Raw genomic sequence first — 24,515 nt, 5'->3', positions numbered from 1 at the left:
GGAGGCAAGGCGCGCAGTCCGACGCATAGTCATTCTATGCAAGGACTGGGCAACGCGGCCTCCGGCCCAAAGCGGCCAAACCCGCAGGGCCGGGCGCCTTTCGCGCCGACTCTTCGTTGTTCCGCGCTGGCAGAGAATGACTATGCGGCGCGCGAAACGCCTCGATTCGGCGCAAAATGCCTCCAGGCGCGACCGCTCAGCAAATGTCAACAGCCCCTAGGCGCACGCCTCGCCAGGGCGTAAAAAACGGGCCGAATCTGCGGCCCGTCCTTATCAACGGCATAGGCTCAGGCGGCCAGCCGGGTGGCCAGCGCCCGCATGGTCTGCCAAGGCTCGCCCGGCTCCACGCCCTTGATCTGGCGGTCGATGCGCGCGCATTCGGACAAGGCGTCCATCAGCTTGCGCGGGCCGATGCGGCGCAGCGCCGGTTCGGCCAGCTTTTGCTTCTCGCCCCACAGCCTCAGTTCGCGCGCCATGTCGCGCGGCTGGCGGCCGTCTTTCAGGCCCTGGCGCAGCTTCAGCAGCATGCGCACATCCTCGGCCAGCGACCACAACACCAGCACCGGCGCCTCGCCTTCGGCCATCAGGCCGTCCAGCATGCGCGTCAGCCTGGGCGTGTCGCCGGACAGCCAGGCCTCGGACAGCTGGAACACGTCGAAGCGGGCGACATTGGCCACCGCCGCCTGCAGATCGGCCAGGCTCAGCTCACCCTTGGGATAGAGCAAAGCCAGCTTATCCACTTCCTGGCGGGCGGCCAGCAGGTTGCCCTCCACCCGCTCGACAAAGAACTCCAACGCCTCCGCGCCAAGCTGCTGACCCTGGGCCTTCAGCCGGCGGGAGATCCAACCGGGAAGCTCGGCGCGGCCCACCGGGCGCGCCTCCACCATCTGGGCGATCTTGTCCAGCGCGGTGAACCACTTGCTCTGCTGCTGCGCCTTGTCCAGCTTGGGCAGAGTGATCAGGGTCACCGTGTCCTGCGGCGGATCAGCGGCCAGGCGCTGCAAGGCCTCCGCGCCCTCGGTGCCCGGCTTGCCGCCGGGAATGCGGATTTCCAGCAGTTTCAACGAGGCGAACAGCGACACGCTGGACATGGAGTCGGTCAGTTGCGACCAGTCGAAACCGGCCTCCACCGTCAGCACCTCGCGCTCAAGATAGCCTGCGGCCTGGGCCGCCTGGCGCACGGCGTCGGCCGCCTCCAGCGCCAGCAGCGCTTCCTCGCCATGCACCAGATACAGCGGCGCCAGCCCCTTGGACAGCGCCGCGTTCAGCGCGTCAGGGCTGAGTGACGGCATCGGGCTTCACGCTTTGCGCGCCGGCCGGCGCGGCGGCGGGAACCTTCAGATAAGCCAGACGACGCACGATCTGCTCGGTCGCGTCGCGCCGCGCGTCGGCCCACAGCAGGTCTTCTTCCTGCTGCTTGCCCAACACCTGGTTATCCGAGTAGTTGAGGCTGCGGCGAACGGTCGCCGTCATGTCCGGCTCCAGCGGCACGCCGTTCAGCACCACGCGCACCGTGACGGTGTAGGTCAACTGATACTCGTTGATGCGGCCGCCGGTATTGATGGTGAGAATGTCCTTGGACTGGTTCTCGCCTACCACGCTCAGCACCGCTTGCGCGCCCTTGGCCTGGTCCAGCACGGCCAGCTTGGGCTGGCGCGCCAGCACGGTGCGCAGGTCGGATTCGATCGACTTGCCGCCGGCCTCCAGATACAGCGTGGAGAACGGCAGCGGCTTCATCGTTCCCCCCAGGCCGCGCAGATGGAAGCCGCAGGCGGTCAGCAGCAAGGCGAAGCCGGCGAACAGGGCCAGTTGCAGCATGTTTTTCATGGTATTCCCCCATGGCGGATGGCCGCCAGTCAAAACGGCGCGGGACAGCCTGGCTGCCCCGCGCCGCGCGTCAGGATAGGATTAAACGACGATGTTCACCAGGCGGCCCGGCACCACGATGATCTTCTTGGCCGGCTTGCCTTCCATGAACTTGATCACGTTCTCATGCGCCAGCGCGGCGGCTTCGATCGCGTCCTTGGCGGCATCGGCGGCCACAGTCACGCTGCCGCGCAGCTTGCCGCACACCTGCACCATCAGCTCGATCTCGCTCTTCACCAGCGCGGCCTCGTCCACCTTGGGCCAGGCTTGCGCCAGCAGCTCGGTGCCCGGCTTCAGCGCGCTCCAGATGCCGTCGCAGACGTGCGGCACGATGGGCGACAGCAGCAGCGTGGCGGCTTCCAGCACTTCCTGCGCCACGGCGCGGCCGATGTCGCCGGCAGTGTCGGCCTTGTCATAGGCGTTCAACAGCTCCATCACCGCGGCGATGGCGGTGTTGAACTGCTGGCGGCGGCCGTAGTCGTCGGCCACTTTCTGGATGGTGCCGTGCAGCTTGAAGCGCAGCTCCTTCTGGCTGGCGTTCAGCTCGCCCGCGCTATACGGCGCCACCACGCCGGCGGCGATGTGCTCGCGCGCGGTTTTCCACAGGCGCTTCAGGAAGCGGAACGCGCCTTCCACGCCGGCGTCGGACCATTCCAGGCTCTGCTCCGGCGGCGCGGCGAACATCATGAACAGGCGCGCGGTGTCGGCGCCGTATTTCTCGATGAACTCCTGCGGATCGACGCCGTTGTTCTTGGACTTGGACATCTTCTCGATGCCGCCCACTACCACCGGCTGGCCGTCGACGCGATGCTTGGCGGCGATGATCTTGCCCTTGGCGTCGCGTTCCAGGATGACGTCCTGCGGCGCGATCCAGTCCTTGGTGCCGTTGGGCAGGTCGCGGTAGAAGGTCTCGCACACCACCATGCCCTGGGTCAGCAGGCTCTTGAACGGCTCGTCCGACGACACCAGGCCTTCGTCGCGCATCAGCTTGTGGAAGAAGCGCGCATACAGCAGGTGCAGGATCGCGTGTTCGATGCCGCCCACGTATTGGTCGACTTGCAGCCAGTAATCGGCGGCCTGCTTGTCCACCATCGCGGTGTCGCACTTCGGAGAGGCGTAGCGGGCGTAGTACCAGCTGGACTCCACGAAGGTGTCCATGGTGTCGGTTTCGCGCTTGGCCGCGCCGCCGCACTTCGGGCAGCTGGTTTCGTAGAATTCCGGCATCTTGGCCAGCGGCGAGCCGGCGCCGTCCGGAATCACGTTTTCCGGCAGCGTCACCGGCAGGTCTTTTTCCGGCACCGGCACGTCGCCGCAGCTGGCGCAGTGGATGATCGGGATCGGGCAGCCCCAGTAACGCTGACGGGAGATACCCCAGTCGCGCAGGCGGTACTGGGTTTTCTTCTGGCCCAGGCTCTTGGCTTGCAGGTCGCTGATGATGGCGTCGAAGGCGGCTTGGTAGCCCAGACCGTCGTACTTGCCGGAATGGACCGTCTTCACGGTGTCATCCTTGGCGCCGTACCACTCCTGCCAGTTGGCGGCGTCGTACTCGCCGTCGCCGGATACCAGCGCGATCACCTGCTTGATCGGCAGCTGGTATTTGTTGGCGAACTCGAAATCGCGCTCGTCGTGCGCCGGCACGGCCATCACCGCGCCTTCGCCGTAGCCCCACAGCACGTAATTGGCCACCCATACCGGCAAGCGTTCGCCGGTCAGCGGGTGGATCACGAACAGGCCGGTGTCCATGCCCTTCTTTTCCATCTTGGCCATGTCGGCCTCGGCCACCGAGCCGGCCTTGCATTCAGCGATGAAGGCCTGCAGCTCGGCATTGCCGGCCGCGGCTTGGGTGGCCAGCGGGTGTTCGGCGGCGACGGCGACGTAGGTGGCGCCCATCAGCGTGTCCGGACGCGTGGTGTAGACCTTCAGTTCGCCCTTATGGCCGATGCTGGCCTCGTCGTACGGGAACACCACGTCGGAACCGAAGCTCTTGCCGATCCAGTTGCGCTGCATGGTCTTGACCTGCTCCGGCCAGCCGTCCAGCTTGTCCAGGTCCGCCAGCAGCTGCTCGGCGTAGTCGGTGATGCGGAAGTAGTACATCGGGATTTCGCGCTTTTCCACCAGCGCGCCGGAGCGCCAGCCGCGGCCGTCCACCACTTGCTCGTTGGCCAGCACGGTCTGGTCCACCGGGTCCCAGTTGACCACGCCGTTCTTCTTGTAGATCACGCCCTTCTCGAACAGGCGGGTGAACAGCCACTGCTCCCAGCGGTAGTAGTCCGGCTTGCAGGTGGCCAGCTCGCGCTCCCAATCCAGGGCGAAGCCCAGGCTGTCCAGCTGGGTTTTCATGTATTCGATGTTGGCGTAGGTCCACGCCGCCGGCGCGCCGCCGTTCTTCATCGCCGCATTTTCGGCCGGCAGGCCGAAGGCGTCCCAGCCCATCGGCTGCAGCACGTTGAAGCCCTGCAGGCGCTTGAAGCGGGCCAGCACGTCGGTGATGGTGTAGTTGCGCACGTGGCCCATGTGCAGCTTGCCGGACGGGTACGGGAACATCGACAGCGCGTAGTACTTGGGACGCGACGCGTCTTCCACGGCCTTGAAGGCGGCAGTCTTCTGCCATTTCTGTTGGGCGGCGGCTTCCACCGCGCTCGGGCTGTATTGTTCTTGCATGGCGATCTTTGTCTGGACTCTGAAATACAAAAGGCGGGCTGCCCGGAGCGCGATCTGCGCGCATGCATCCGGTCAGCCCGTCCGCAAAATGATTGCCCCATTATAACGGCGTCTTCGCGTCGGCGATAAGACCCAAAAAACAATTGCTTGGCGCGCGCCGCCTCAGGGGCAGGGCTTGAGCCCCCAGCCCTTGCGCCCGCGCTTGCAGGAGAAGTCCTCGGTCACCGCGCGCAGCGTCCAGACGCTGTCCTCGCGGCTGAGCTCGAAGCGCTGGCGCACACCCTGGACGCTATCGTCCATCAGCCCCTCGCGGATCAGCGTGATGCTGGCCCGGTCGAAGGCCTCCGGCTGGCTGGTCTGGACCACCTTCAGCGCGGCGTACTCGAAACGGCCGTCCTCGCCCAGACGGTTCTTGGCGAAGCGCAGCGCCACCTCCAGCGGCAGCTCGCCCGGCTGGCCGGCGAAGGGCAACCTGGCCTCGTCGCTGTAGGCGAAGGCCACCGGCGCGGCCGCCAGCAGCCCCGCCACGCACACCATCACGCTTTTCAACACGCGTCGTCCTTTCACTGTCAGTCAAACGAGTTCGACCACCGGCAAACGGACAAGGTTGCAGCAGGCCTCATCCGCGCAGCAGGCTGTACAGCATTTCGCTGGCCATCGCCGCCATCAGCACGGCGAAAGCTTTTTTCAATTTTGGCACCGGCAGCCGGTGCGCCGCACGCGCGCCCAGCGGCGCCAACAGCACCGTCATCAGCATCAGCGCCAGCATAGCCGGCAGGTAAACGAAACCGACTGCGCCGGGCGGCAATCCCGGCGCGCCCCAGCCGCTGTACACATAGCCGACCGCGCCGGAAACAGCGATCGGCCAGCCCAGCGCCGCGCTGGTGGCGATGGCGGTATGCACCGGCACATTGCACCACGTCATGAAGGGCACGCTCATCGAGCCGCCGCCTATGCCCACCCAGCTGGAAATCATGCCGATGAGGCTTCCTGCGGCGCCCTGGCCGGCCCAGCCCGGCATCTCACGCCCGCCTTTAGGCTGACGGCCGATCAGCATCTGCGCCGCCACGGCGTAGGCATAGACGACGAAGAACCAGCGCAGCGCCAGGCCGGAAATCCAGCCGGCGATCAAGCTGCCCAGCAGCGTGCCCGCCACCATCGCCGCCGCCATGCCGCGCACGATGCGCCAATCCACCGCGCCCTTCTTGTGGTGCGCGCGCACGCTGGACGCGCTGGTGAACACCATCACCGCCAAGGAAGTGCCTACCGCCAGGTGCTGGGCGTGCTCGCCGCCCAGATGCGCGGCCGACAACACAGCCAACACCACCGGCACGATGACCAGGCCGCCGCCGACGCCGAGCAGGCCGGCCAGAAAACCGGCCACCGCGCCGCAGGCCAGCAACGCGGCGATCAAGGGCAGCATCAGCATTACAACACCTCGCGCATCAGATAGTCCCACTCCTCCGCCGTCACCGGCGTGATGGACAGGCGGTTGCCGCGCTTGAGCACGGTCATGCCTTCCAGCGGCGGGTGCTGGCGCAGCTCGGCCGGGGACACCAGCCGCGTCTTCTTGACGAAGCGCACGTCCACGCACAACCAGCGCGGCTGGGCCGGATCGGATTTTGGGTCGTGATAGGGGCTTTCAGGGTCGAACTGGCTGGAGTCCGGATGCGCCGGCGCGGCCACTTCAGCCAGGCCGGCGATGCCCGGCTCCGGGCAGGACGAGTGCCAGAACAACACGAGATCGCCGGGCCGCATCTCGTCGCGCATGAAGTTGCGCGCCTGGTAATTGCGCACGCCAGTCCATTCGAACAGCCGCGCGGGTTCGGCGGCCAGGTGGTCGATCGAGGTTTCGTCCGGTTCGGACTTCATCAGCCAATAGCGCATGGACAATATCTGTTAATCGCTGAGGGGAAAGGGAAAGACTTGCTCAATCTTACTGGAAAGATTGGCCCGTATGCCGGGTTCAGCAGGACAGTTTTTTGCCCTATCTGTCGATTCGGGAGAGCGTGAAAATGAAGACTTGGATACTCGCCATCGCCCTGACAGGCAGCCTCGGCGGCTGCGTGGTGGAACCGCCGCGCGTCGCGCCGGTTGTGGCGCGGCCGGCCGTGGTGGTGCCGGTGACGCCGGCGTACTACTACGGTCCGCATTCTGGTTGGCGCTGATGCCATGGTTTAGGCCAATGCGCGCCAGAGCCACCACGACAGCGCCAGATTGGCCAATACGCTGAGCCAGAACAGCGCGCGGAACGGCTGCTTGCGCGTCTTATGCCGCAGGCCGTGCCGGGCCAGCCAAGCGCCAGGCCAGCCTCCCGCCAGGCCCAGCAGCAACAGCGTCGCCTCCGGCGTGCGCCAAGCCCCGGTCCGCGCGGCGCGCTTGTCGCGCCAATAGACGATGAACGTCAGCAAACTGGCCGCCATCAGCCAGCTATATACGGCCATTTTCATTTCCTCCTCCATGCCAAATCCGATTGCGTCCGCTCAACGGCAAAACATCCGAATTTTGTAACTGCCGTTTACCAGATTCCCAACAGAAGCGCGCCGCGCCGCCGTTATCATGGTCCGCACAACAATGATGCCCCGGCGAGTCCGGGGCCTTGCACGTTCAACCGACTCGGGAGAAACCGTCCCATGACCACTGTCACGACGCAGGCGCCTGCCGGCAGCGGCGCCATGCCGCGCCAGATCGCCTACATTATCGGCAACGAGGGCTGCGAGCGCTTCAGCTTCTACGGCATGCGCAACATCCTCACCGCCTTCCTCACCACCTCGCTGCTGCTGTATCTGCCGGAAGACATGCGCGCCGGCGAGGCCAAGCACATCTTCCACAACTTCATGATCGGGGTGTATTTCTTCCCGCTCTTGGGCGGCTGGCTGGCCGACCGCCTCTGGGGCAAGTACAACACCATCATCATTTTCAGCGCGCTGTATTGCGTGGGCCACGCCTGCCTGGCGCTGTTCGAGAACAACCTGAACGGCTTCTACGCCGGCCTGGCGCTGATCGCCATAGGATCGGGCGGCATCAAGCCCTGCGTGTCATCGTTCTGCGGCGATCAGTTCGATGAATCGAACAAGCATCTGGCCAAGATCGTGTTCGATTCCTTCTACTGGATCATCAATTTCGGCTCGCTGTTCGCCTCGCTGTTTATGCCTATCTTCCTGAAGTCCTACGGCCCGTCGGTGGCTTTCGGCATACCGGGCGCGCTGATGTTCATCGCGCTGGTCATCTTCTGGCTGGGCCGCAAGCATTACGTGATCCTGCCGCCTGCGCCCAAAGATCCGCACTCGTTCTGGCAGGTGGTGAAGTCTGCCATCCTGACGCCGGCCAACGGCCGCCGCGGCGGCTGGCTGTTCGCCGCCAGCGTGGCGCTGGCCGCGTGGTGCAGCTTCAATCTGGAACTGGGCCTGGTGGCGGGTTTCTGCCTGGCCTTCGTCTTGGTGATGGCCGGCGCCAGCCTGGCCGCCCGCTGGCAGCTGGAAGCGGTGCGAACGCTGCATCCGGAAGAGGCGATAGAGGGGGTGCGCTCGGTGCTGCGCATCCTGATCATCTTCTCGCTGGTGACGCCGTTCTGGTCGCTGTTCGACCAGAAAGCCTCCACCTGGGTGATCCAGGCCGGCTTCATGAGCAAGCCGGATTGGTTCGCGCCGTCGCAGATGCAGGCACTGAACCCGGCGCTGGTGATGCTGCTGATCCCGTTCAACAATCTGGTGTTGTACCCTGCGCTGCGCCGCTTCGGCCTGGAGCCCACCGCGCTGCGCCGCATGACCGCCGGCATCGTATTCAGCGCGCTGGCCTGGATTGTCGTGGGCATGATGCAGCTACAGATTGACGGCGGCAACGCCTTGTCCATCGCCTGGCAGATTCTGCCCTACGCTTTGCTGACCATGGGCGAGGTGCTGGTTTCGGCCACGGGCCTGGAGTTTGCCTATAGCCAGGCGCCGCTGTCGATGAAGGGCACGCTGATGAGCTTCTGGGGCCTGTCCACCACCGTCGGCAACCTGTGGGTGCTGCTGATCAATGCCGGCGTGGCCAGCGCCGCGATGAAGAGCACCGTGGCGGCCAGCGGCCTGAGCCTGGAAGCCTTCCTGATGTTCTTCTTCGCCGGCATCGCGCTGCTGGCGGCGGGGCTGTTTGGCCTGTACGCGCGCCGCTACCGCGAAGTCAGCCACTACCGAGCGGCCTGACCGGCTTGAGCTATCCGGCCAGCGGCAGCCGCCGCAGGCCGGATTCGGTCAACAAGCAATCCAGCCGCACATCCCACGCTTCGCGCGGCACCGCGTCCACCAATTGGCAATCGAAAGCCACGCCCACCAGCAAAGGCCGGCCGCTCTGCGGATGGCGGCGGCGAAAAGCCAGGGTGGCGTCGTAGAAGCCGCCGCCCTGCCCCATGCGATAACCGTCGCGGTCCACCGCGAGCAAAGGCACGAAGATCACGTCCAACCGCTCGGCGCGCAGGCGCGGTCCAGCGTATTCCAAGATGCGATAGCGCGGATGCCGATACCAGCGATCGGCCGCGCCCAGCCGGGTAAACCACAGCCGGCGGCCGCGACGCGGAATCTGCGGCAGATAGACCTGCCCGTTGCGCCACAGCGCGGCATTCAGCAACTCGGAAAGATCCAGCTCGGAGCCGGCGGCCAGATAGCCGCCTATGCGCTTGCCGCGCTGCAACAGGCGCGAGGCGTGGCGCGCGATGGCGCGGGCGGCGGCGGCGCGATACGCGGGCGGCAGGGCCATGCGGGCGCGACGAACCCGGCGCCTGAGCGCCTGCTTGTCGATGGAAGTCATTGCAGTGGTGGACGAGGTCATGAGGGGAGACCCCCGCGAGTGCCGTTCGGGCTAAATTCGCTTGTACCCTGTTTCCAGGAGGGGCCGCCTGCCAGACATTTCGGGCGCATCCGCAAGGGACGCGTCTCGCCCATGTCTCACGCTGGCAACCAAAAGCGAACGCATTGGTACAAAGGAATTGTGTGCCGTCACGAACACCGCAGGGGATAAACTGACCTGTAGTGCGCGCCGCCTTGTCAGAACAGCGGCTGTTGACTCTGGCGAAGCGCCTCGTCAGCGGCTTCGCTCATGCCGCGTATTTTACGCTGAAACGCCGCCATCTCCAAGCCTTCTCCCACTTTTGTTTTCAGCAGGTCATGGGCGATGTTCAGCGCGGCCATGATGGCGATCTTGTCGGCGTCCATCACCTTGCCATGCTGCTGGATGGTGGCGATCTTGCCTTCCAGCAAACGCACCGCCTCACGCAGGGTTTCCTGCTCGCCTTCCGGGGTGCCGATGGTGAAATGGCGTCCCAGCAGTTCGATGTCGACCTGAACCACGTCGCTCATTGCTCATCCTCCGGCGCAGCCGGCAGGCGCGCCACCAGCGCGGCCACCCGGTTGCGGGTTTCATTGACGCGGAAATGCAGCTCGGCGTTTTCCTTCAGCGCTTCGGACAGCGCCTCGGCGAAACGGCCGTTCTGGGTTTCCAGCTCCCGAATGCGGCCAACCAGCGCCGCGACGCGGGATTCGAGATATTCCAGTTCATTGTCCATGGCGGCGAGGATAACGGGCGGCTAGTTGGCCGTCAAACCCAGCCGCTGCCGCGCCGTGTCCAGACGGGCGCACAGCGCGGCCGCGCCATCCACCATGCGCGGCCCAGGAATGCTGATGGCGTCGTCAGACAGCGCGAACAATGCGCCGCCAGCCACTGCCGGCAAGGTTTTCCAGCGCTGCCACATCGCCAGCGAGGCGTTGTCCGTCGCGATGATGGCCTGTGGCTGCGCCGCCACGACCGAGGTGGTGGACACCTGCGGCGCCGGCAGCGACAGATCGGCGAACACATTGACGCCGCCGCAGGTGCGGATCAGCGAATCAATGTAGCTCTTGCCGCTGACGGTGAAAATCGGCGCCTGGCTCAGTTGATAAAACACCCGCACCGGCGCGCGGCCGCCATAGCGTTGCTGCAAGGCGGCCAGCCGCTGACGGTATTGCAGCGCGGCGCGCGCAGCGGCGGCTTCGGTGCCGGCCAAGCGTCCCAGCTTGTCGATTTCCAGCGCCACATCGCCCGGCTGCAACGGATGGCTGATGAATACCGGCACGCCCAGCCGCTTCAGCCGCTCCAACTCGCGCGGCGAACCGCCATCCTGCCACGCCACCACCAAGTCAGGCCGCAGACGTAATACCGCTTCCAGACTGAAACCGGTAAAACTGCCCACCCGCGGCAGCTTCTTCGCGGCGGCGGGGTGGTCGCTGTATTCGACGGCGGCCACCACCTTGCCGCCGGCGCCGGCGGCGAACAGCAACTCGGTGGCATGCGGCGCCAGGCTGACGATGCGTTGCGCCGGCTTGGCCAGCGTGACCATCCGCCCCGAACCATCTTCGACGCTGACGGCCGCGCGCGCGGCGCCGGCCAGCAACAGGCCGGCCAGGAGGAGCCATAACCTCATGCCAGTCCGCCTTTCAGCGCCAGCGGCAAGCCGCAGGCCACCAGAGTAACCCTGTCGCAACGCGAAGCCACCAGCTGGTTGAGCCGGCCCAATTCGTCGACGAAACGGCGGGTTTCGGCATCGTCCGCCACCACGCCCCAGCCCACCTCATTGCTGACCAGCAGCGCCTCGCCGGCCAGCCGGCCCAGCGCCGCCAGCAACGCGTCGCGCTCCACCGCGTACTCGGCCTCGTCGAAGCCTTGCTCGCCGAAGAAACGCATCAGCCACATGCCCAGGCAGTCGATCAGCAGCAGGCCGCCCGCCGCATCATGCGCGACAATGGCCGCCGCCAGCCCACGCCCGGCCTCGGCCACGCGCCAGTGCGCCGGCCGCTGGGCGCGGTGGCGCTCCACCCGGCGCGCGAACTCGGGATCGCGCACCTCGGCGGTAGCGAGATAGCACACCGGTCCGCCATGCCGGCGGGCCAGGTCTTCGGCATGGCGGCTCTTGCCGCTTCGGGCGCCGCCGGTGATCAGGTGAGGCATGGAGGTTCCTTACTGGCTATAACGTACGCCGATGAAGGCTCCCAGCCCCCCGGTATTGTAACCATAGGTCGTTTGGTACTCGCGGTCGAACAGGTTGTCTACACGCGCGGTAGCAGTCCAGTTTTTGGCAAAACGGTAATCGACATAGGCATTGGTCACGCCATAACCATGCAGCGTCACATTGGAAATATTGTCATAGCGAACCGAGGCGACTTGCTGCTCCACACCGGCCGTCCAGCGCCCCCAATCCCGGCTGGCGGTGAAGTTGGCGCTCTGGCGCGGCCGGAAGGCCAGCCATTGGCCCGTTTTGTCGTCACGCGCATCCAACAAGGTGAGGTTGCCGCCCAAATCGAACTCTGCCAGCTTGGTTTGTCCTTCCAGACTCACCCCACGGATGGTGGCGCGGTTGACATTGAGCATGGTACCGATGCCATTGCCCAACGAGCCATAAGCGATCAGATTGCTGACTTGGTTATGGAAGCCCGTCAGGCGGAAAGTGCTGCCCTGGTGACGATACTCCAGCCCCAACTCCGTATTGATGGCGCTCTCGGGCTTCAAGTTCGGGTTGCCTTGGTAGCCAAACGCCAAGGGGTAATACAGGTCATTGAAGGTCGGCGCCTTGTAAGCCGTGCCATACCCTGCCCGCACCAACCACCCTTCGGCAAAACGGTAGCCGTAATCCACTTTGCCGGTAGTCTTGCCGCCGAACTGGTCATCGTGATCACGGCGCACGCTAGCGTGCAGCAGGCTATTGCCCAGCTCCAGCTGGTAAGTGGCGAACCCGGCATTCTGGGTTCGCGTGGTTTGGGTATACGCGCTGCTGCTGCTCACCTTTTGATCATTATGGGTCGCGCCCAGCACGAACTTGCCCCAAGCAGTGGTCAGATCGTTCTGCCAAGTCCATTCGTTCTGGGTCGTCTGGTACAAGCTGTTGCGCTGGCCACCAGTCGCGTCGGCGAAGGTTTCCTGCTTGTCCTGGCTATGGCTGAAGCGCAGGGTGCTGGTCCAGATGTCGGAAAAACGGTTGCGGGACTCCAGGCTCTGCCCCGTGAGGCGGGTATCGGTCCAGTCCTGGCCTACCGGATTCTGGTCAAAATCGGCTCGGGCAAAGGTCTGGAACAGACGCAGCGTCAAATCATGCCCCGGCGCCAACGTTTGCGTCACATTGGCGCTGTAGCTGTCGTTTCGGTAGCCGTCCTTATCCGGGTTATATGAATATTGATTCAAAGCGTTGGTCGCGGAGAAACCATCGGACTGATCATGGCTCACTTGCAGGCTGTAAGCCGTATTGCCTGTCTTGCCGTCTACCCCGGCCGTCAATTTGCCCGTGCCCCGGCTACCGGCTTCCACCGCGGCATTCACTCGCGGCTCGCCCTCGCCCTTGCGGGTAAAAATCTGGATCACGCCGCCAATCGCATCGGCGCCGTACAAGCTCGACGCGGGGCCGCGCAGAATTTCGATATGGTCGATTTGGGCCAAGGGAATGTTCTGCATCGCCGTGGTGCTGGACGTCGCAGAGGAGATGCGGACGCCATCCACCAGCACTACGGTATGGTTGGAGTTGGTGCCGCGCATGAAGATGCTGCTGTTGGTTCCGGGACCGCCATTGGCGGTGATGCTGATCGCCGCCTGGCGGGACAGCACTTGCTGCAATGTTTGCGCGCCGCTTTGCTCGATCTCGTCGCGAGTGATGACCGTGGCGTCGGCCAAGGTTTTGGATAATGGCTGCGCGATGCGGCTCGCCGTCACGATCACCGGGTCGCCGGCGAATTCCGGCACATCGGCGGCATGGGCCGCGCCGGCGCAGGCCAGCGCTACGGCGAAGGCGCAAGTTTGGGGCTGAAACATGAAACACACTCCACGGATTGATAGCTTCCCGCAAGGGGACATCGTCAGAGTGCGAAGAGGGCAAGAAAACGGGTCGCGGCGCAGCCGGAATCGTCTGTCGGATCGCCTCCCCGCGATACTCCAGTATTCCTCCGGCTTCCGGCCGGGGCTCTGCAGGCCGGTCTCCGGGCTGGGCCATGCCGGCGACGCGCCTTCCCATCCGATTGGACAGTGGCTTGCTGCGTCGCCTAGGCGCGTATCGCGCCAGGCCTTACCGTTGCGGGGGCAGCGCCGGCTTCACACCGGCTTCCCGTTTCACCCGCGCTCGCCCCCAAAAGGCTAAGCGCGGACACCTGCTAGGCGGCGATTATAACCCGCCGGGGTTTTGGCGGCACCGGCCAAGCGGTAATATGCTTAGGGGCTGTTGACGTTTGGTGAGTGGATCGCGTTTGCGCCGATTTTGGGCCGGAAGCAAGGCGCACAGTCCGACGCATAGTCATTCTATGCAAGGGCTGGGCAACGTGGCTTCCGGCCCAAAGCGGCCAAACCCTCCGGGCCGGGCGCCTTTCCGCGCCGACTCTTCGTTGTTCCGCGCTGGCCGAGAATGACTATGCGGCGTGCGGAACGCCTCGATTCGGCGCAAAATGCATCCCGGCGCGACCGCCCACCAAACGTCAACCGCCCCTAGAGTCCGGCAGCCAGCCATGCGCGCCGACAACATTCCATGATCATCCATCCCTGCAGGCCAGAACATGAATCGTAGCAAACCCCTGGATCTCTCCGCCCGCAACGCCGCCCGCGCCCGCCAGGCCATCCTGACCAAGCCGCCCGGCAGCCTGGGGCAGCTGGAGGAGCTGGCCTGCCGCTTCGCCGCCTGGCAAGGCCGCGCCCGGCCGGACGTCCTGCGCCCCGCCATCACCGTGTTCGCCGGCGACCACGGCGTCACCGCCGAGGGCGTGTCGGCCTTTCCCTCCGCCGTCACCACCGAGATGGTGCGCAATTTCGCCAATGGCGGCGCAGCCATCTGCGTGTTGGCGCGCGCGCTGGACGCGCGGCTGGAAGTGGTGGACGTCGGCGTGGCCGGCGAGGTATCGGCGCTGCCCATCGTCCATGCCAAGGTGCGCGCCGGCAGCCGCAACCTGGCCAAGGAAACGGCGATGAGCGCCGAGGAAACGGAAGCCGCGCGGGAAGCCGGCCGCGCCGCCGCCCGCCGCGCGGTGGACGAAGGCGCGAATTTGCTGATCGCCGGCGACATGGGCATCGGCAACACCACGGCGTCGGCCGCGCTGATCTGCCGGCTGACCGGCGCGTCGCCGGAACTGGTGGTAGGCCGCGGCACCGGCATCGACGACATCGGCCTGGCCAACAAGCTGCGGGTGGTGAAGACCGCGCTGGCGCGCGTGGCCTGGGAAAATCTCAGCGGCCAGGACACGCTGGCCGAGCTGGGCGGCCTGGAAATCGCCGCGATGGCGGGCTTCTATCTGGAAGGCGCCCATCTGGGCGTGCCCTCGCTGGTCGATGGTTTCATCGCCAGCGCCGCCGCGCTATGCGCCAAGGCCATCGATCCCTCGCTGCACGAGTGGCTGTTGGCCAGCCACCGCTCGGCGGAGGCCGGGCACGACCATGCGCTGGCCGCGCTGCAGCTGCAGCCGCTGGTGGACCTGGGCATGCGCCTGGGCGAAGGCTCCGGCGCGGCGGTCTGCGTGCCGCTGCTGCAGATGGCGGTAAGGCTGCACAACGAGATGGCCACTTTCGAGGAGGCCGGCATCAGCGGCAAGTCCGCATGAACCCCTACACCCTGACCCTGCTGCGCCATGGCGACATCGAACACGACGGGCGGCTGATCGGCCTGACCGATCTGCCGCTGACCGAGCTGGGCCAACGCCAGCTCGACGCCAGCTGGAGCCGCATCAGCAGCCTGGCGCCGGTCACCGCCATCGCCACCTCGCCGCTGCAGCGCTGCCGCGAGTTTGCCGTCAAGCATGCGCTATCCGGCTCGCTGGCGCTGAAGGTGGAGCCGCGCTTCGCCGAGATGGACTTTGGCGATTGGGACGGCCAGCCGTTGTCCGAGCTGGAGCACAGCCACCCCGGCTGGGGGGCAGAACTGGCGGACGGCCGGCTCAGCCCGCCCGGCGGCGAGAGCTTCGAGCAGTTCCGCACCCGCGTGCTGGCCGGCCTGGCCGACTGGATGAGCGAGGCGCGCGGCAGCCACCGCCTGCTGGTGACGCACGGCGGCGTCATCACCGTGCTGATGGCGGAGTTGCTGGGCACCGATTTCTCTGTAGCCAAGCTGATGACGGTGCAGCGCGGCGGCTTCGCCCAGCTGTCGATGCTGGAAGGCCACCCGGCCTACCTGCTGCGGCTGGAGTCGCCATGCGCGGACTGATTCTGGCGGTGCAGTTCCTGACCCGGCTGCCCACGCCGCAGCTGGCGGAATTCAAGCCAGAATGGCTTGCGGCCAGCGCGCGCTGGTTCCCTGCCGTCGGCCTCATCGTCGGCGCCTTGCTGCTGGCGGCGCTGCGGCTGGGCGGCCTGATCGATCCCTGGCTGGCGGCGCTGCTGGCGCTGCTGATCTGGGTGGGCGTCACCGGCGGGCTGCATCTGGATGGCCTAGCGGATCTGGCCGACGCGCTGGGCGCCGCCCACCGCTCGCGCGAACGCTTCTTCGAAGTATTGAAAGACCCGCATCTGGGCAGCTTTGGCGTGCTGTCGCTGATCCTCGCCGTCGTCGCCAAGCTGGTGCTGCTGATGCTGATCGCCCGCCATGGCGGCATCGCATGGGGGCTGCTGTTGATCCCGGCCTGGGCGCGCGGGTTCGCGGTGCTGTGGTCGGCCACGCTGCCGGCCATCGCGCCGGGCAGCGGCGAGCGCTTCGGCTGGCAACGCGATCCTCTCGGCCTGGCGCTCAACGGCGCCGCGCTGTTGGCGGCATCCGCCTGGCTGGCCCCGTCCTTGTTGCTGGCCCCGCTGGCAGGCATGGCTTGGTGGGGCTTTCTCAAACGCCGCCTAGGGGGCATGACCGGCGATTGCCTGGGCGCGGGCGTGGAAATCTGCGAGATCGCGCTGCTGGCCTTGCTGCTTATTCCGCCCGCCCAGCTTCCCGCGCTCTGACGGAGCACATGCTTAAGGCAATCGGGACGTCAGCGAACCGGGATGCTTGCGCACCAGCGCCCATGGCAACAGGCTCCAACCGGGGTTGTCGCATGCTTTCTCTGCGCGCGGAAAGAAAGCACCAACCTGTACGCCTTTTGGTGTCAAATACCAATTGCTGGGATTCCAGACCTCGGGATCGCGATAATTGCAGTCCCCACCGTCCTCATTATTCATTTCTCGCGGATACAGCCTACCGAAAGTGCTTGCCAACCAAGGTTGCAGCACTTTTCGTTCATACTGATCATCTCGCAGCTGGCCGTTATCGTCCCGCGTGCCCTGCGGTTTGCCACGTCCCAACCACAAAACATCCTCTAACTGCAAAACACGACCGCTCGCGACTTCCAAATTCAAAGGAGCATCGCCAAAATCAGGATGGGCTCCACCACAAAAGGCTTCAGTTTCGATACTCATACTCAGCACGCCTGGCGTAAGCAAACGTGGAATCACCTTCTGCTCATAATTTCCAAGATCCGTTCCCCGCGTGCCAGCTTCGCACTCGAAAGAGTCGACAACCTCGCGCCATTGACGTTTTTCCAAAATCCGGTTCAAACGAGCCATCACATCTACCGGGTAGCCGCTCTCCAACCTAAACCAGCGAATCTTGCTGACCGGCTCCACCCACCAGGCCAGCCGATGCCCTTGAAAAGCTTGAGAGCCCGCTGGCTTCAAGCGCAAGCCCGCCAAGCGGGTGCGATTATAGATGTCCAATTCATCTGTTCCCGCTCCGAGAGCAGCGCCAGGCAACTCAGACTTAGCAAGCAAAGACAATTTGACCGGCCGTGCACGCTTGGCTTTTGGCCCGCGCCACTCGCCCACCCAGCCACCACCCTCAGAGCGCAAGACGAGATCGACCCGACTCTCGTCATACCTCAGATTCTCACCAAGACGTATTACACCCTGCGCATCCTGCGTCCCTGTCAAGACGATGTCGCTGTGATATTTTCGATAAAAATAGCGCCCCTCCACCTCGCCCTTACCATCGACGTTCCACTCCATCACTACCGGTGCGCCACCCACTTCCCCCTGCCACACATCGGCGCGCGCCTGCATCGCCAATATTCCGCCGACAAGCAAACCCACCGCTTTCCACATCCTCATGCATTCCCTTTCATTCAAAAAAACAGCGCCGCCCCGCAAGGGAGCTGGCGCTGATTCAGCCAAAGGAAGATCGCTTACAGCTTGCCTTCCACCTTCTTGTTGCGCATCAGGCACAGCATGTCACAGGCGATGTGGGCGGCAGCCAGGGCGGTGATTTCGCTCTGGTCGTAGCTAGGCGCCACTTCCACCACGTCCATGCCGACGATGTTCAGATCGCCGAGGTTGCGGATGATCTTCAGCGCCTGCGCGGTGCTCAGGCCGCCCGGCACCGGGGTGCCGGTGCCCGGCGCCGCGGACGGGTCCAGACAGTCGATGTCGAAGGTCACGTAGACCGGCGCGTCGCCTATGGTCTTTTTGATCTCGGCGATGGTGGCGTCCACGCCGTTGTCGTGGACCCACGGCGCGCCCAGCACGTTCAGGCCCATGAAGTCGTCGTTCCAAGTGCGGATGCCCACTTGCACCGATTTTTTCGGATCGATCAGGCCTTCCTTCACCGCCTTGTAGAACATGGTGCCGTGGTTCAGGCTGTCCGGGCTGTCGTCCGGCCAGGTGTCGCAGTGGGCGTCGAAGTGCAGCAGGGCCAGCGGCTTGCCGTATTTCTCGGCGTGCGCGATCAGGAGCGGGTAGGTGACGTAGTGGTCGCCGCCGAAAGTCAGCATCTTGGCGCCGGAGGCCAGGATGGTGCGGGCATGCTCGATGATGGACGGCTTGATGGTCAGCGGATTGTGGGCGTCGAACCAGCAATCGCCGTAGTCGACTACGGCCAAGTCGTCAAACGGGTCAAAGCCCCACGGGTAGGGCTTCAGCTCGGCCAGCTGCACGCTGGCGGCGCGGATGGCCTGCGGGCCCATGCGCGCGCCGGAACGGAAGGTGACGGACAGGTCCAGCGGAATGCCGGACACCACCACGTCGACGCCTTCCAGATTGCGGCTGTAGTTGCGGCGCATGAAGGACAGCACGCCCGCGTAGGTGTTTTCGATGGAGGAGCCGTACAGGCCCTGACGGCGAATGGCGCCGTCGCCGTAGATCATTTCATCACTCATGCCACTCTCCAGGCGAGAGTACGCCGCAGGCGGTCAAGATATTGATTCCGCATCATTTTGCAGCGATTGCCGTCCATCTTGCACAGCCGACGGCTTAAGGCTGCCGCGCCCCGCGGCGCGGAAACCCGAAGTGTGCCGTGCCGGGACGATACGTTCAAGTGAAGACGCGGCGCGATGATGAAAATATGCCGCCATTATGGCGGCGTTGCGGCTTCAGCGGCGTTTTCCGTCAGCCGCCCTGCTCCACCGCGCTCATGCGGCGCGCGAATTGGCGGCTGCGCCACCAGCGCCAGCGCAGCTTGACGTCGTACCAGGCCGGCCGCAGCCCCAGCAGGAACAGGAACAACGCCAGCGGCAAGGTAAAGCCGAAGCCCAGATGCTTGAAGCCCAGCGCGCCCACCACCCCGCCCACGAAGAACGAAAGCAGGATCAGCGCGTAGACGCGGAATTTCTTGCGGTTGGAGCGCACCGCCGCCACCCGCGGATTGGCCTGGCGGTTGTAATAACTCATCTTGGCCAGCTCGATGCCGAGGTCGGTGGCGATGCCGGTCATGTGCGTGCTGCGCAACAGCCCGCCGGACAGCTTGGTGACGATGGTGTTGTGCATGCCCATGATGAAGCACAGCAGCATCACCGTCGGCGGCGTGAACAAACCCTTGTGCAGCGACAGCCCGGCGCCCAGCAGGCCGAACACCAAGAGCAGCAGCGCCTCCTCCATCATCGACACGCCGTAGCCGCCGCGCAGCCGCTGCCGCCGCGCCCACAGGATCAGCCAGGTGCTGTGCATCGCGCCGCCGACGAAGCAGCACAGCATCACCAGCAGCGAAAGGGCCAGACGGATCTCGCCGGTGGCCCAGGCGTCGGCCATGCCGGAAACAATGCCCGAGATGTGCGAGGTGTAGCGATGCACCGCCAGGAAACCGCCTGCGTTGATGGCGCCGGCGATGAAGGCCATTGCCCAGCCCAGCTGGCGCAATACCCTGTCGTTGAACCGGCCGCGGTCGAGCAGCCGCGTGATGTGGAAGTGTCGGGCCATAGGTGTGAGACAAAGAAAACGGCGACTTGTTGTCGCCGTTGTCGATATTGCGCCGCAGCATAAAGCGTTGGCAAGCCGCCGGATCAAACTTTGCGCACAAAGTCTGCCTGGCTCAGCAACCCTTCAGCGCGATGCCTGGGGTCAGCTTCTTCTGCAGCGCCTTCAGTTGTTCCGCCTGCGCCGCGTCCAGCTCCTTGAAGGTCAGCGTGGTCTGCTTGCTGGTCTGCTCCTTGGACTTGACCATCGCCTTGTCGTAACCGGCCGCCTTCAGCCGCGCCGCCAGGGTTTTGGCCGCGTCCTCCTTGCTGAACAGGCCGAGCGACAGATTGCCTTTGAACTCGTCGCTGGTGACGATGTAGTTGGTAAAGCCCTTGTCCTTCAGCTCCGCCGACAGCGTCTTGGTTTCGGCCTGGGTGGCCAACGGCGGGTAATACACCCAGAAGCGGCCGGATCCCTTGCTTTCTTCCTTGCTGTCCTCCTGCATCTGGCCGGGCTTCAGTTTCAGTTGCGGCACGCCGCCCTTCACCCGGGCCAGCAGGCTGTCGCTCAGGCCGCCCCAGCTGTAGCAGGCCACAGCTTTGCCTTTGGCCGGCTCCGCCACCTTTTCCGCGGGCTTGGCTGGCGGCTTGTCGGCTGGTTTGGACGCCTCGGCCTTCGCGGCAGGCTTGGCTTGCGCCTTGGCCGCGCTGGCCATCAGCTTGGCCTCCGGCGCGGAGGCGGCCTTGATCACGGCGGCCACGGGGGCGCTTGCCTGCGCGGCGGAGGCATCGGGCTTCCAGCTTGGCGGCAACAGCTTCACTTGGCCAGGGCTCACTTCCTGGGCGTGCAAGTCCAACGGCGGACGCTGTTTCAGCGTGCCGTACATTGCCACCACCAAGTTGAGCACCACCACCAGCGCCACAAACCACTTCATCACGAGTTCGCCACCTTGAGTAGACCCATCAATACCAGATTATCCACGATCTGCAACGGCGCCGCGAGCCACGGCGCGATGCGCGCCGCGTCGCCGCCGGTCAGAATCACCGTTGCCGGCTCGCGGCCGGTACGCTCGGCCAGCTTGCGCCGCTGCCCTTCTATCGCGCCCACCAAAGCCGCCATCGCGCCGCTGGCCAGCGCGTCCGGCGTGCCCTGCGGGAATGCCACCACTTCGCCGGCCTGCCGGTTCAGATTGGCGGTGCCTTGCGCCAGGCTATGCAGCATCAAGCCATGGCCTGGCAGGATCAGCCCGCCCAGGTAGTCGCCCTCGGCCGTCAGCGTCTCCACCGTCAGCGCGGTGCCGGCGCAGGCGACGATGACGTCGCCGCGGCAGATCTCGCGGGCGGCCAATACCGCCAGCCAGCGGTCGGCGCCTTGCTCCGCGGTGTTGCGATAATGGTTACAGACCTCGCCAAAACGACGTTCCGAATGAACGCGATGCAGCGCGCATGGCACGGCCGCCGCCAGGCCGTCGGCCACTTCGCCGCGCGCCACCGACGACATCCAGGCGCCTTCCAGCGGCAAATCGCGCCAGGCGTCCGCCAGACCAGCCAGCTCATGATGCTCGGCCGCGCCCTGGGCGACGCAATCCGCGCCCTGGTATACCGCCCATTTGACCCGGCTATTGCCGGCGTCTATCAGTAATTTCATCGGCGTTCCCTTAAACTGACTTCGCCGATATGGAAAGTCCGCAAGCCTTGCGCCGTCTCCAGCTGCAAGGCGCCGTTGTCCGCCACGCCGCAGGCGATGCCGTCCACCGGCTCGCCATGCGAGAAGCCCAGCCTCACCGCCGCGCCCTGATGGGCGGACAGCCGCCACCACTCCTCGCGCAGCGGCGCGAAACCATGGCGGCCAAAATCCGTCAGCACCCGCTCCAGCTCGTTGAGCAAGGCCGCCAACACGCGATTGCGCTCAGGCGCGATGCCGGCTTGCTCCAGCGTGGCAATCGGCTGATCCACCTCGCCCGGATCGGCCACATTGATGCCGATGCCCACCACGACTGCGGCCGGCCCCAGCGCGTCGCCGGACAACTCAATCAAAATCCCGGCCAGCTTGCGGCCATCCAGCAGCACATCGTTCGGCCATTTCAACTGCACCGGCGCGCCCAGGCTGCGCAAAGCGCGCGCCAAGGCCACCCCCACAGCCAGAGACAAGCCTGCCAGCTCGGCCATGCCGCGATTGAACCGCCACAGCAGCGAGAACGTCAATCCCGCTCCCAGACGCGCCTGCCAGCGGCGCCCCAAGCGGCCCCGGCCAGCCGTCTGCAATTCGCACGCCAGCACCAAACCATGCAAGCCGCCATTGCCGGCGCGCGCCATCAACTGGCTATTGGTGGAGTCGGTCCGCTCCGCCACCGCCAGTGTGAACGTCTCCGCCGCCGCCTCGTCCAAACCGGCGCGCACCGCCGCCACGTCCAGCCAGGAGAACGGCTGGGCCAGCTTGTAACCCTGGCCGCGCACGCTGAACACCGTCAGCCCCAGTTCGCTCTCGATGGCGTGCACCGCCTGCCAGACCAGCGTGCGGGAACAGCCCAGCGCCTGGGCGATGTCTTCGCCGGAGTGAAAACGGCCGTCCGACAAGTGGCGCAGCACCGCGAAGGCATGCTCGCTCACGCCTTGTCCTCGGCGGCGCGAATCTTGTTCAGCGTCTTGGTGGTGGAAGTATCGAACAGAAAAGGGATGGAATGCACCTGCCCGCCGCGCGCCAACGTCTGCGCGCTGCCGACTATCTTGTCCACGCTCCAGTCGCCGCCTTTGACCAGCACGTCCGGTTGGACCTGCTCGATCAACTCGGCCGGCGTATCGGCATCGAACCAAGTCACCAGGCTGACGCTCTCCAGCGCCGCCAGCACCGCCGCGCGATCATATTCGTTGTTGATCGGCCTGTCGTCGCCTTTGCCCAGGCGCTTCACCGAAGCATCGGTATTCAAGCCTAGCACCAAGCTAGCGCCCAGCGCGCGCGCTTGCGCCAGATAAGTCACGTGGCCGCGGTGCAGAATGTCGAAGCAGCCATTGGTGAATACCAAGGGGCGCGGCAGGGCCGCCAGCTTGTCGGCCAACTGCTCCGGCGGGCAAATCTTGTCTTCAAACGACGGCAACGGGTAAGTCATGCATGTCCTTGCGTAAAAGCCGGCCGGCGCGGCGGATTACCGCCCCATCAATCGCCTGGCCGCCAACGGGTAAGTTGCGAAGCATACCACCGTAGCCGCTCCCGCCCAACACCCAGAAACGCCAAAGCCCGGCAGGTCTGTCGGGGCGGGTGTCGCGCATTCGGCGCACGCAAAGCGCAAAGCCCAGCTCGGTTGAGCTGGGCTTTGTCGTATCGGGCGTCTGGCGGTGTCCTACTTTCACATGGCGAATGCCACACTATCATCGGCGCTAAGGCGTTTCACGATCCTGTTCGGGATGGGAAGGCGTGGGACCACCTCGCTAAGGCCACCAGACATAAACTGTACAAACTGCAAGAAGCCTGAACCAGAGTCGCTCTCTGATTCTGATATTCGGTATTGATGTTCTTCGCACATCCACTCTCGTCACTTAGCCTCGCTAAGCACTCAAATGATAGGATCAAGCCTCACAGCATTAGTATCGGTTAGCTTCACGCCTCACAGCGCTTCCACACCCGACCTATCAACGTCCTGGTCTCGAACGACTCTTCAGGGAGGTCAAGCCTCCAGGGAAGTTCATCTTCAGGCAAGTTTCCCGCTTAGATGCTTTCAGCGGTTATCTCTTCCGCACTTAGCTACCCGGCGATGCGACTGGCGTCACAACCGGTACACCAGAGGTGCGTCCACTCCGGTCTCTCGTACTAGGAGCAGCCCCCGTCAAACTTCCAACGCCACTGCAGATAGGGACCAAACTGTCTCACGACGTTTTGAACCCAGCTCACGTCCACTTTAAATGGCGAACAGCCATACCTTGGGACCGGCTACAGCCCCAGGATGTGATGAGCCGACATCGAGGTGCCAACACCGCCGTCGATGTGAACTCTTGGGCGGTATCAGCCTGTTATCCCGGAGTACCTTTTATCCGTTGAGCGATGGCCCTTCCATTCAGAACCACCGGATCACTATGTCCTGCTTTCGCACCTGCTGACTTGTCGGTCTCGCAGTTAAGCTACCTTTTGCCATTGCACTATCAGCACGATTTCCGACCGTACCTAGGTAACCTTCGAACTCCTCCGTTACACTTTGGGAGGAGACCGCCCAGTCAAACTGCCTACCATGCACTGTCCCAATCCGGATCACGGACCAAGGTTAGAACCTCAAAGGGGTCAGGGTGGTATTTCAAGGTGGCTCCACCAGAACTAGCGTCCTGGCTTCTTAGCCTCCCACCTATCCTACACAAACCACTTCAAAGTCCAATGCAAAGCTACAGTAAAGGTTCACGGGGTCTTTCCGTCTAGCAGCGGGAGATTGCATCTTCACAAACACTTCAACTTCGCTGAGTCTCAGGAGGAGACAGTGTGGCCATCGTTACGCCATTCGTGCGGGTCGGAACTTACCCGACAAGGAATTTCGCTACCTTAGGACCGTTATAGTTACGGCCGCCGTTTACCGGGGCTTCGATCAAGAGCTTGCACCCCATCACTTAACCTTCCGGCACCGGGCAGGCGTCACACCGTATACGTCCACTTTCGTGTTGGCACAGTGCTGTGTTTTGTTAAACAGTCGCAGCCACCGATTCTCTGCGACCTCTCAAAGCTTCGAACGCGAAGTCCTACACTCTAAGAGGCATACCTTCTCCCGAAGTTACGGTATCAATTTGCCGAGTTCCTTCTCCTGAGTTCTCTCAAGCGCCTTAGAATTCTCATCCTGCCCACCTGTGTCGGTTTGCGTACGGTTCTTTGTAGCTGAAGCTTAGTGCTTTCCTGGAAGCGTGGTATCAGTCACTTCA

Annotated in this window: 25 protein-coding genes, 2 rRNA genes, 1 other RNA gene and 1 riboswitch; of the genes, 5 read left to right on the top strand and 23 right to left on the bottom strand. The window is 64.5% G+C overall.

The features are described 5' to 3' along the window. Positions 1–287 precede the first annotated feature (287 nt). The 6 genes from holA to BI343_RS11080 form a co-directional block, all read right to left on the bottom strand. Entirely contained in the window at positions 288–1,292 is a 1,005-nt protein-coding gene (gene holA / locus BI343_RS11105; protein ID WP_071109730.1) for a DNA polymerase III subunit delta, read from the bottom strand. Continuing rightward, a complete protein-coding gene (locus BI343_RS11100; protein WP_083340912.1) occupies positions 1,273–1,827 on the bottom strand; it encodes an LPS-assembly lipoprotein LptE in 555 nt (184 codons plus the stop codon). Before BI343_RS11100 ends, holA begins: the two co-directional genes overlap by 20 nt. A gap of 81 nt (positions 1,828–1,908) precedes the next feature. Beyond that, positions 1,909–4,527, bottom strand: coding sequence for a leucine--tRNA ligase (leuS, locus tag BI343_RS11095; RefSeq protein WP_071109728.1), 2,619 nt, complete (start codon positions 4,525–4,527; stop codon positions 1,909–1,911). 162 nt (positions 4,528–4,689) lie between these two features. Next, positions 4,690–5,079: a hypothetical protein gene (locus BI343_RS11090; protein WP_139165711.1), complete on the bottom strand. Its 390-nt coding sequence runs from the start codon at positions 5,077–5,079 to the stop codon at positions 4,690–4,692. Between the two features lie 67 nt (positions 5,080–5,146). Next, positions 5,147–5,956, bottom strand: a complete 810-nt coding sequence (locus BI343_RS11085) for a sulfite exporter TauE/SafE family protein (RefSeq protein WP_071109726.1) — start codon at positions 5,954–5,956, stop codon at positions 5,147–5,149. Then, positions 5,956–6,414 (bottom strand): EVE domain-containing protein, encoded by a 459-nt coding sequence (locus tag BI343_RS11080; protein ID WP_043622355.1) that lies wholly within the window; start codon positions 6,412–6,414, stop codon positions 5,956–5,958. Before BI343_RS11080 ends, BI343_RS11085 begins: the two co-directional genes overlap by 1 nt. A gap of 128 nt (positions 6,415–6,542) precedes the next feature. Between BI343_RS11080 and BI343_RS20025 the strand changes: the two genes are divergently transcribed. Continuing rightward, a complete protein-coding gene (locus BI343_RS20025; protein WP_169829007.1) occupies positions 6,543–6,695 on the top strand; it encodes a hypothetical protein in 153 nt (50 codons plus the stop codon). A 9-nt stretch (positions 6,696–6,704) separates the two neighbouring features. On the opposite strand, the gene BI343_RS11075 is transcribed toward BI343_RS20025, so the two are convergent. Further along, on the bottom strand, positions 6,705–6,977 hold the full coding sequence (locus BI343_RS11075; RefSeq protein ID WP_083340953.1) for a DUF1294 domain-containing protein: 273 nt from the start codon (positions 6,975–6,977) through the stop codon (positions 6,705–6,707). A 183-nt stretch (positions 6,978–7,160) separates the two neighbouring features. On the opposite strand from BI343_RS11075, the gene BI343_RS11070 reads away from it, so the two are divergent. After that, positions 7,161–8,714 (top strand): POT-type proton-dependent oligopeptide transporter, encoded by a 1,554-nt coding sequence (locus BI343_RS11070; protein ID WP_071109725.1) that lies wholly within the window; start codon positions 7,161–7,163, stop codon positions 8,712–8,714. 10 nt (positions 8,715–8,724) lie between these two features. Here the strand turns inward: BI343_RS11070 and BI343_RS11065 are convergent, their stop codons facing one another. From BI343_RS11065 to BI343_RS11035, 7 genes are all read right to left on the bottom strand, one after another. Further along, positions 8,725–9,336: a 5-formyltetrahydrofolate cyclo-ligase gene (locus BI343_RS11065; RefSeq protein ID WP_244886627.1), complete on the bottom strand. Its 612-nt coding sequence runs from the start codon at positions 9,334–9,336 to the stop codon at positions 8,725–8,727. A gap of 5 nt (positions 9,337–9,341) precedes the next feature. Continuing rightward, positions 9,342–9,524: non-coding RNA, 6S RNA (ssrS, locus tag BI343_RS11060), on the bottom strand. Between the two features lie 27 nt (positions 9,525–9,551). Beyond that, positions 9,552–9,863, bottom strand: coding sequence for a cell division protein ZapA (locus tag BI343_RS11055; protein WP_043622345.1), 312 nt, complete (start codon positions 9,861–9,863; stop codon positions 9,552–9,554). Next, a complete protein-coding gene (locus tag BI343_RS11050) occupies positions 9,860–10,069 on the bottom strand; it encodes a hypothetical protein (protein ID WP_043622343.1) in 210 nt (69 codons plus the stop codon). The genes BI343_RS11055 and BI343_RS11050 overlap by 4 nt, the downstream gene beginning before the upstream one ends. Positions 10,070–10,090: 21 nt before the next feature. Beyond that, positions 10,091–10,963, bottom strand: coding sequence for a cobalamin-binding protein (locus BI343_RS11045; protein ID WP_071109723.1), 873 nt, complete (start codon positions 10,961–10,963; stop codon positions 10,091–10,093). Further along, the gene (cobU, locus tag BI343_RS11040; protein WP_071109722.1) at positions 10,960–11,487 is read right to left on the bottom strand and encodes a bifunctional adenosylcobinamide kinase/adenosylcobinamide-phosphate guanylyltransferase; all 528 of its coding nucleotides are present in this window, start codon (positions 11,485–11,487) and stop codon (positions 10,960–10,962) included. The genes BI343_RS11045 and cobU overlap by 4 nt, the downstream gene beginning before the upstream one ends. Positions 11,488–11,496: 9 nt before the next feature. After that, the gene (locus tag BI343_RS11035) at positions 11,497–13,335 is read right to left on the bottom strand and encodes a TonB-dependent receptor domain-containing protein (protein WP_071109721.1); all 1,839 of its coding nucleotides are present in this window, start codon (positions 13,333–13,335) and stop codon (positions 11,497–11,499) included. A gap of 138 nt (positions 13,336–13,473) precedes the next feature. Beyond that, positions 13,474–13,686: riboswitch (cobalamin riboswitch) on the bottom strand. A 380-nt stretch (positions 13,687–14,066) separates the two neighbouring features. Here BI343_RS11035 and cobT point away from each other — a divergent pair. The 3 genes from cobT to cobS are packed head-to-tail and all read left to right on the top strand — an operon-like array spanning position 14,067 to position 16,425. Further along, positions 14,067–15,101, top strand: coding sequence for a nicotinate-nucleotide--dimethylbenzimidazole phosphoribosyltransferase (gene cobT, locus BI343_RS11030; RefSeq protein ID WP_071109720.1), 1,035 nt, complete (start codon positions 14,067–14,069; stop codon positions 15,099–15,101). Further along, positions 15,098–15,700, top strand: coding sequence for a histidine phosphatase family protein (locus BI343_RS11025; protein ID WP_043628951.1), 603 nt, complete (start codon positions 15,098–15,100; stop codon positions 15,698–15,700). The genes cobT and BI343_RS11025 overlap by 4 nt, the downstream gene beginning before the upstream one ends. After that, complete coding sequence (gene cobS / locus BI343_RS11020) at positions 15,688–16,425, top strand: adenosylcobinamide-GDP ribazoletransferase (RefSeq protein ID WP_071109719.1); 738 nt, start codon at positions 15,688–15,690, stop codon at positions 16,423–16,425. Before BI343_RS11025 ends, cobS begins: the two co-directional genes overlap by 13 nt. A gap of 12 nt (positions 16,426–16,437) precedes the next feature. On the opposite strand, the gene BI343_RS11015 is transcribed toward cobS, so the two are convergent. From BI343_RS11015 to BI343_RS10975, 9 genes are all read right to left on the bottom strand, one after another. Next, the gene (locus BI343_RS11015) at positions 16,438–17,559 is read right to left on the bottom strand and encodes a hypothetical protein (protein ID WP_244886626.1); all 1,122 of its coding nucleotides are present in this window, start codon (positions 17,557–17,559) and stop codon (positions 16,438–16,440) included. An 80-nt stretch (positions 17,560–17,639) separates the two neighbouring features. Further along, the gene (gene speB / locus BI343_RS11010) at positions 17,640–18,608 is read right to left on the bottom strand and encodes an agmatinase (RefSeq protein WP_043628956.1); all 969 of its coding nucleotides are present in this window, start codon (positions 18,606–18,608) and stop codon (positions 17,640–17,642) included. 229 nt (positions 18,609–18,837) lie between these two features. Then, positions 18,838–19,644, bottom strand: a complete 807-nt coding sequence (locus tag BI343_RS11005) for a YoaK family protein (protein WP_043628957.1) — start codon at positions 19,642–19,644, stop codon at positions 18,838–18,840. A gap of 112 nt (positions 19,645–19,756) precedes the next feature. Next, complete coding sequence (locus BI343_RS20595) at positions 19,757–20,557, bottom strand: SPOR domain-containing protein (protein WP_071109714.1); 801 nt, start codon at positions 20,555–20,557, stop codon at positions 19,757–19,759. Continuing rightward, complete coding sequence (locus BI343_RS10995) at positions 20,557–21,270, bottom strand: type III pantothenate kinase (RefSeq protein WP_071109713.1); 714 nt, start codon at positions 21,268–21,270, stop codon at positions 20,557–20,559. Before BI343_RS10995 ends, BI343_RS20595 begins: the two co-directional genes overlap by 1 nt. Then, positions 21,267–22,232 carry a biotin--[acetyl-CoA-carboxylase] ligase gene (locus BI343_RS10990; protein ID WP_071109712.1) on the bottom strand — a complete coding sequence of 322 codons (966 nt, stop codon included), beginning with the start codon at positions 22,230–22,232 and terminating at the stop codon, positions 21,267–21,269. Before BI343_RS10990 ends, BI343_RS10995 begins: the two co-directional genes overlap by 4 nt. After that, positions 22,229–22,729, bottom strand: coding sequence for a D-glycero-beta-D-manno-heptose 1-phosphate adenylyltransferase (gene rfaE2 / locus BI343_RS10985; RefSeq protein ID WP_071109711.1), 501 nt, complete (start codon positions 22,727–22,729; stop codon positions 22,229–22,231). Before rfaE2 ends, BI343_RS10990 begins: the two co-directional genes overlap by 4 nt. A gap of 218 nt (positions 22,730–22,947) precedes the next feature. Then, a 5S ribosomal RNA gene (gene rrf / locus BI343_RS10980) occupies positions 22,948–23,062 on the bottom strand. Between the two features lie 120 nt (positions 23,063–23,182). Next, positions 23,183–24,515, bottom strand: a 23S ribosomal RNA gene (locus BI343_RS10975); the annotation flags it as partial.

Origin of the sequence: Chromobacterium amazonense (genome assembly GCF_001855565.1) — a bacterium.
GTDB lineage: Bacteria > Pseudomonadota > Gammaproteobacteria > Burkholderiales > Chromobacteriaceae > Chromobacterium > Chromobacterium amazonense.
Note: the sequence above shows the minus strand (reverse complement) of the source record. Positions and strands in the feature narration are given on the sequence as shown.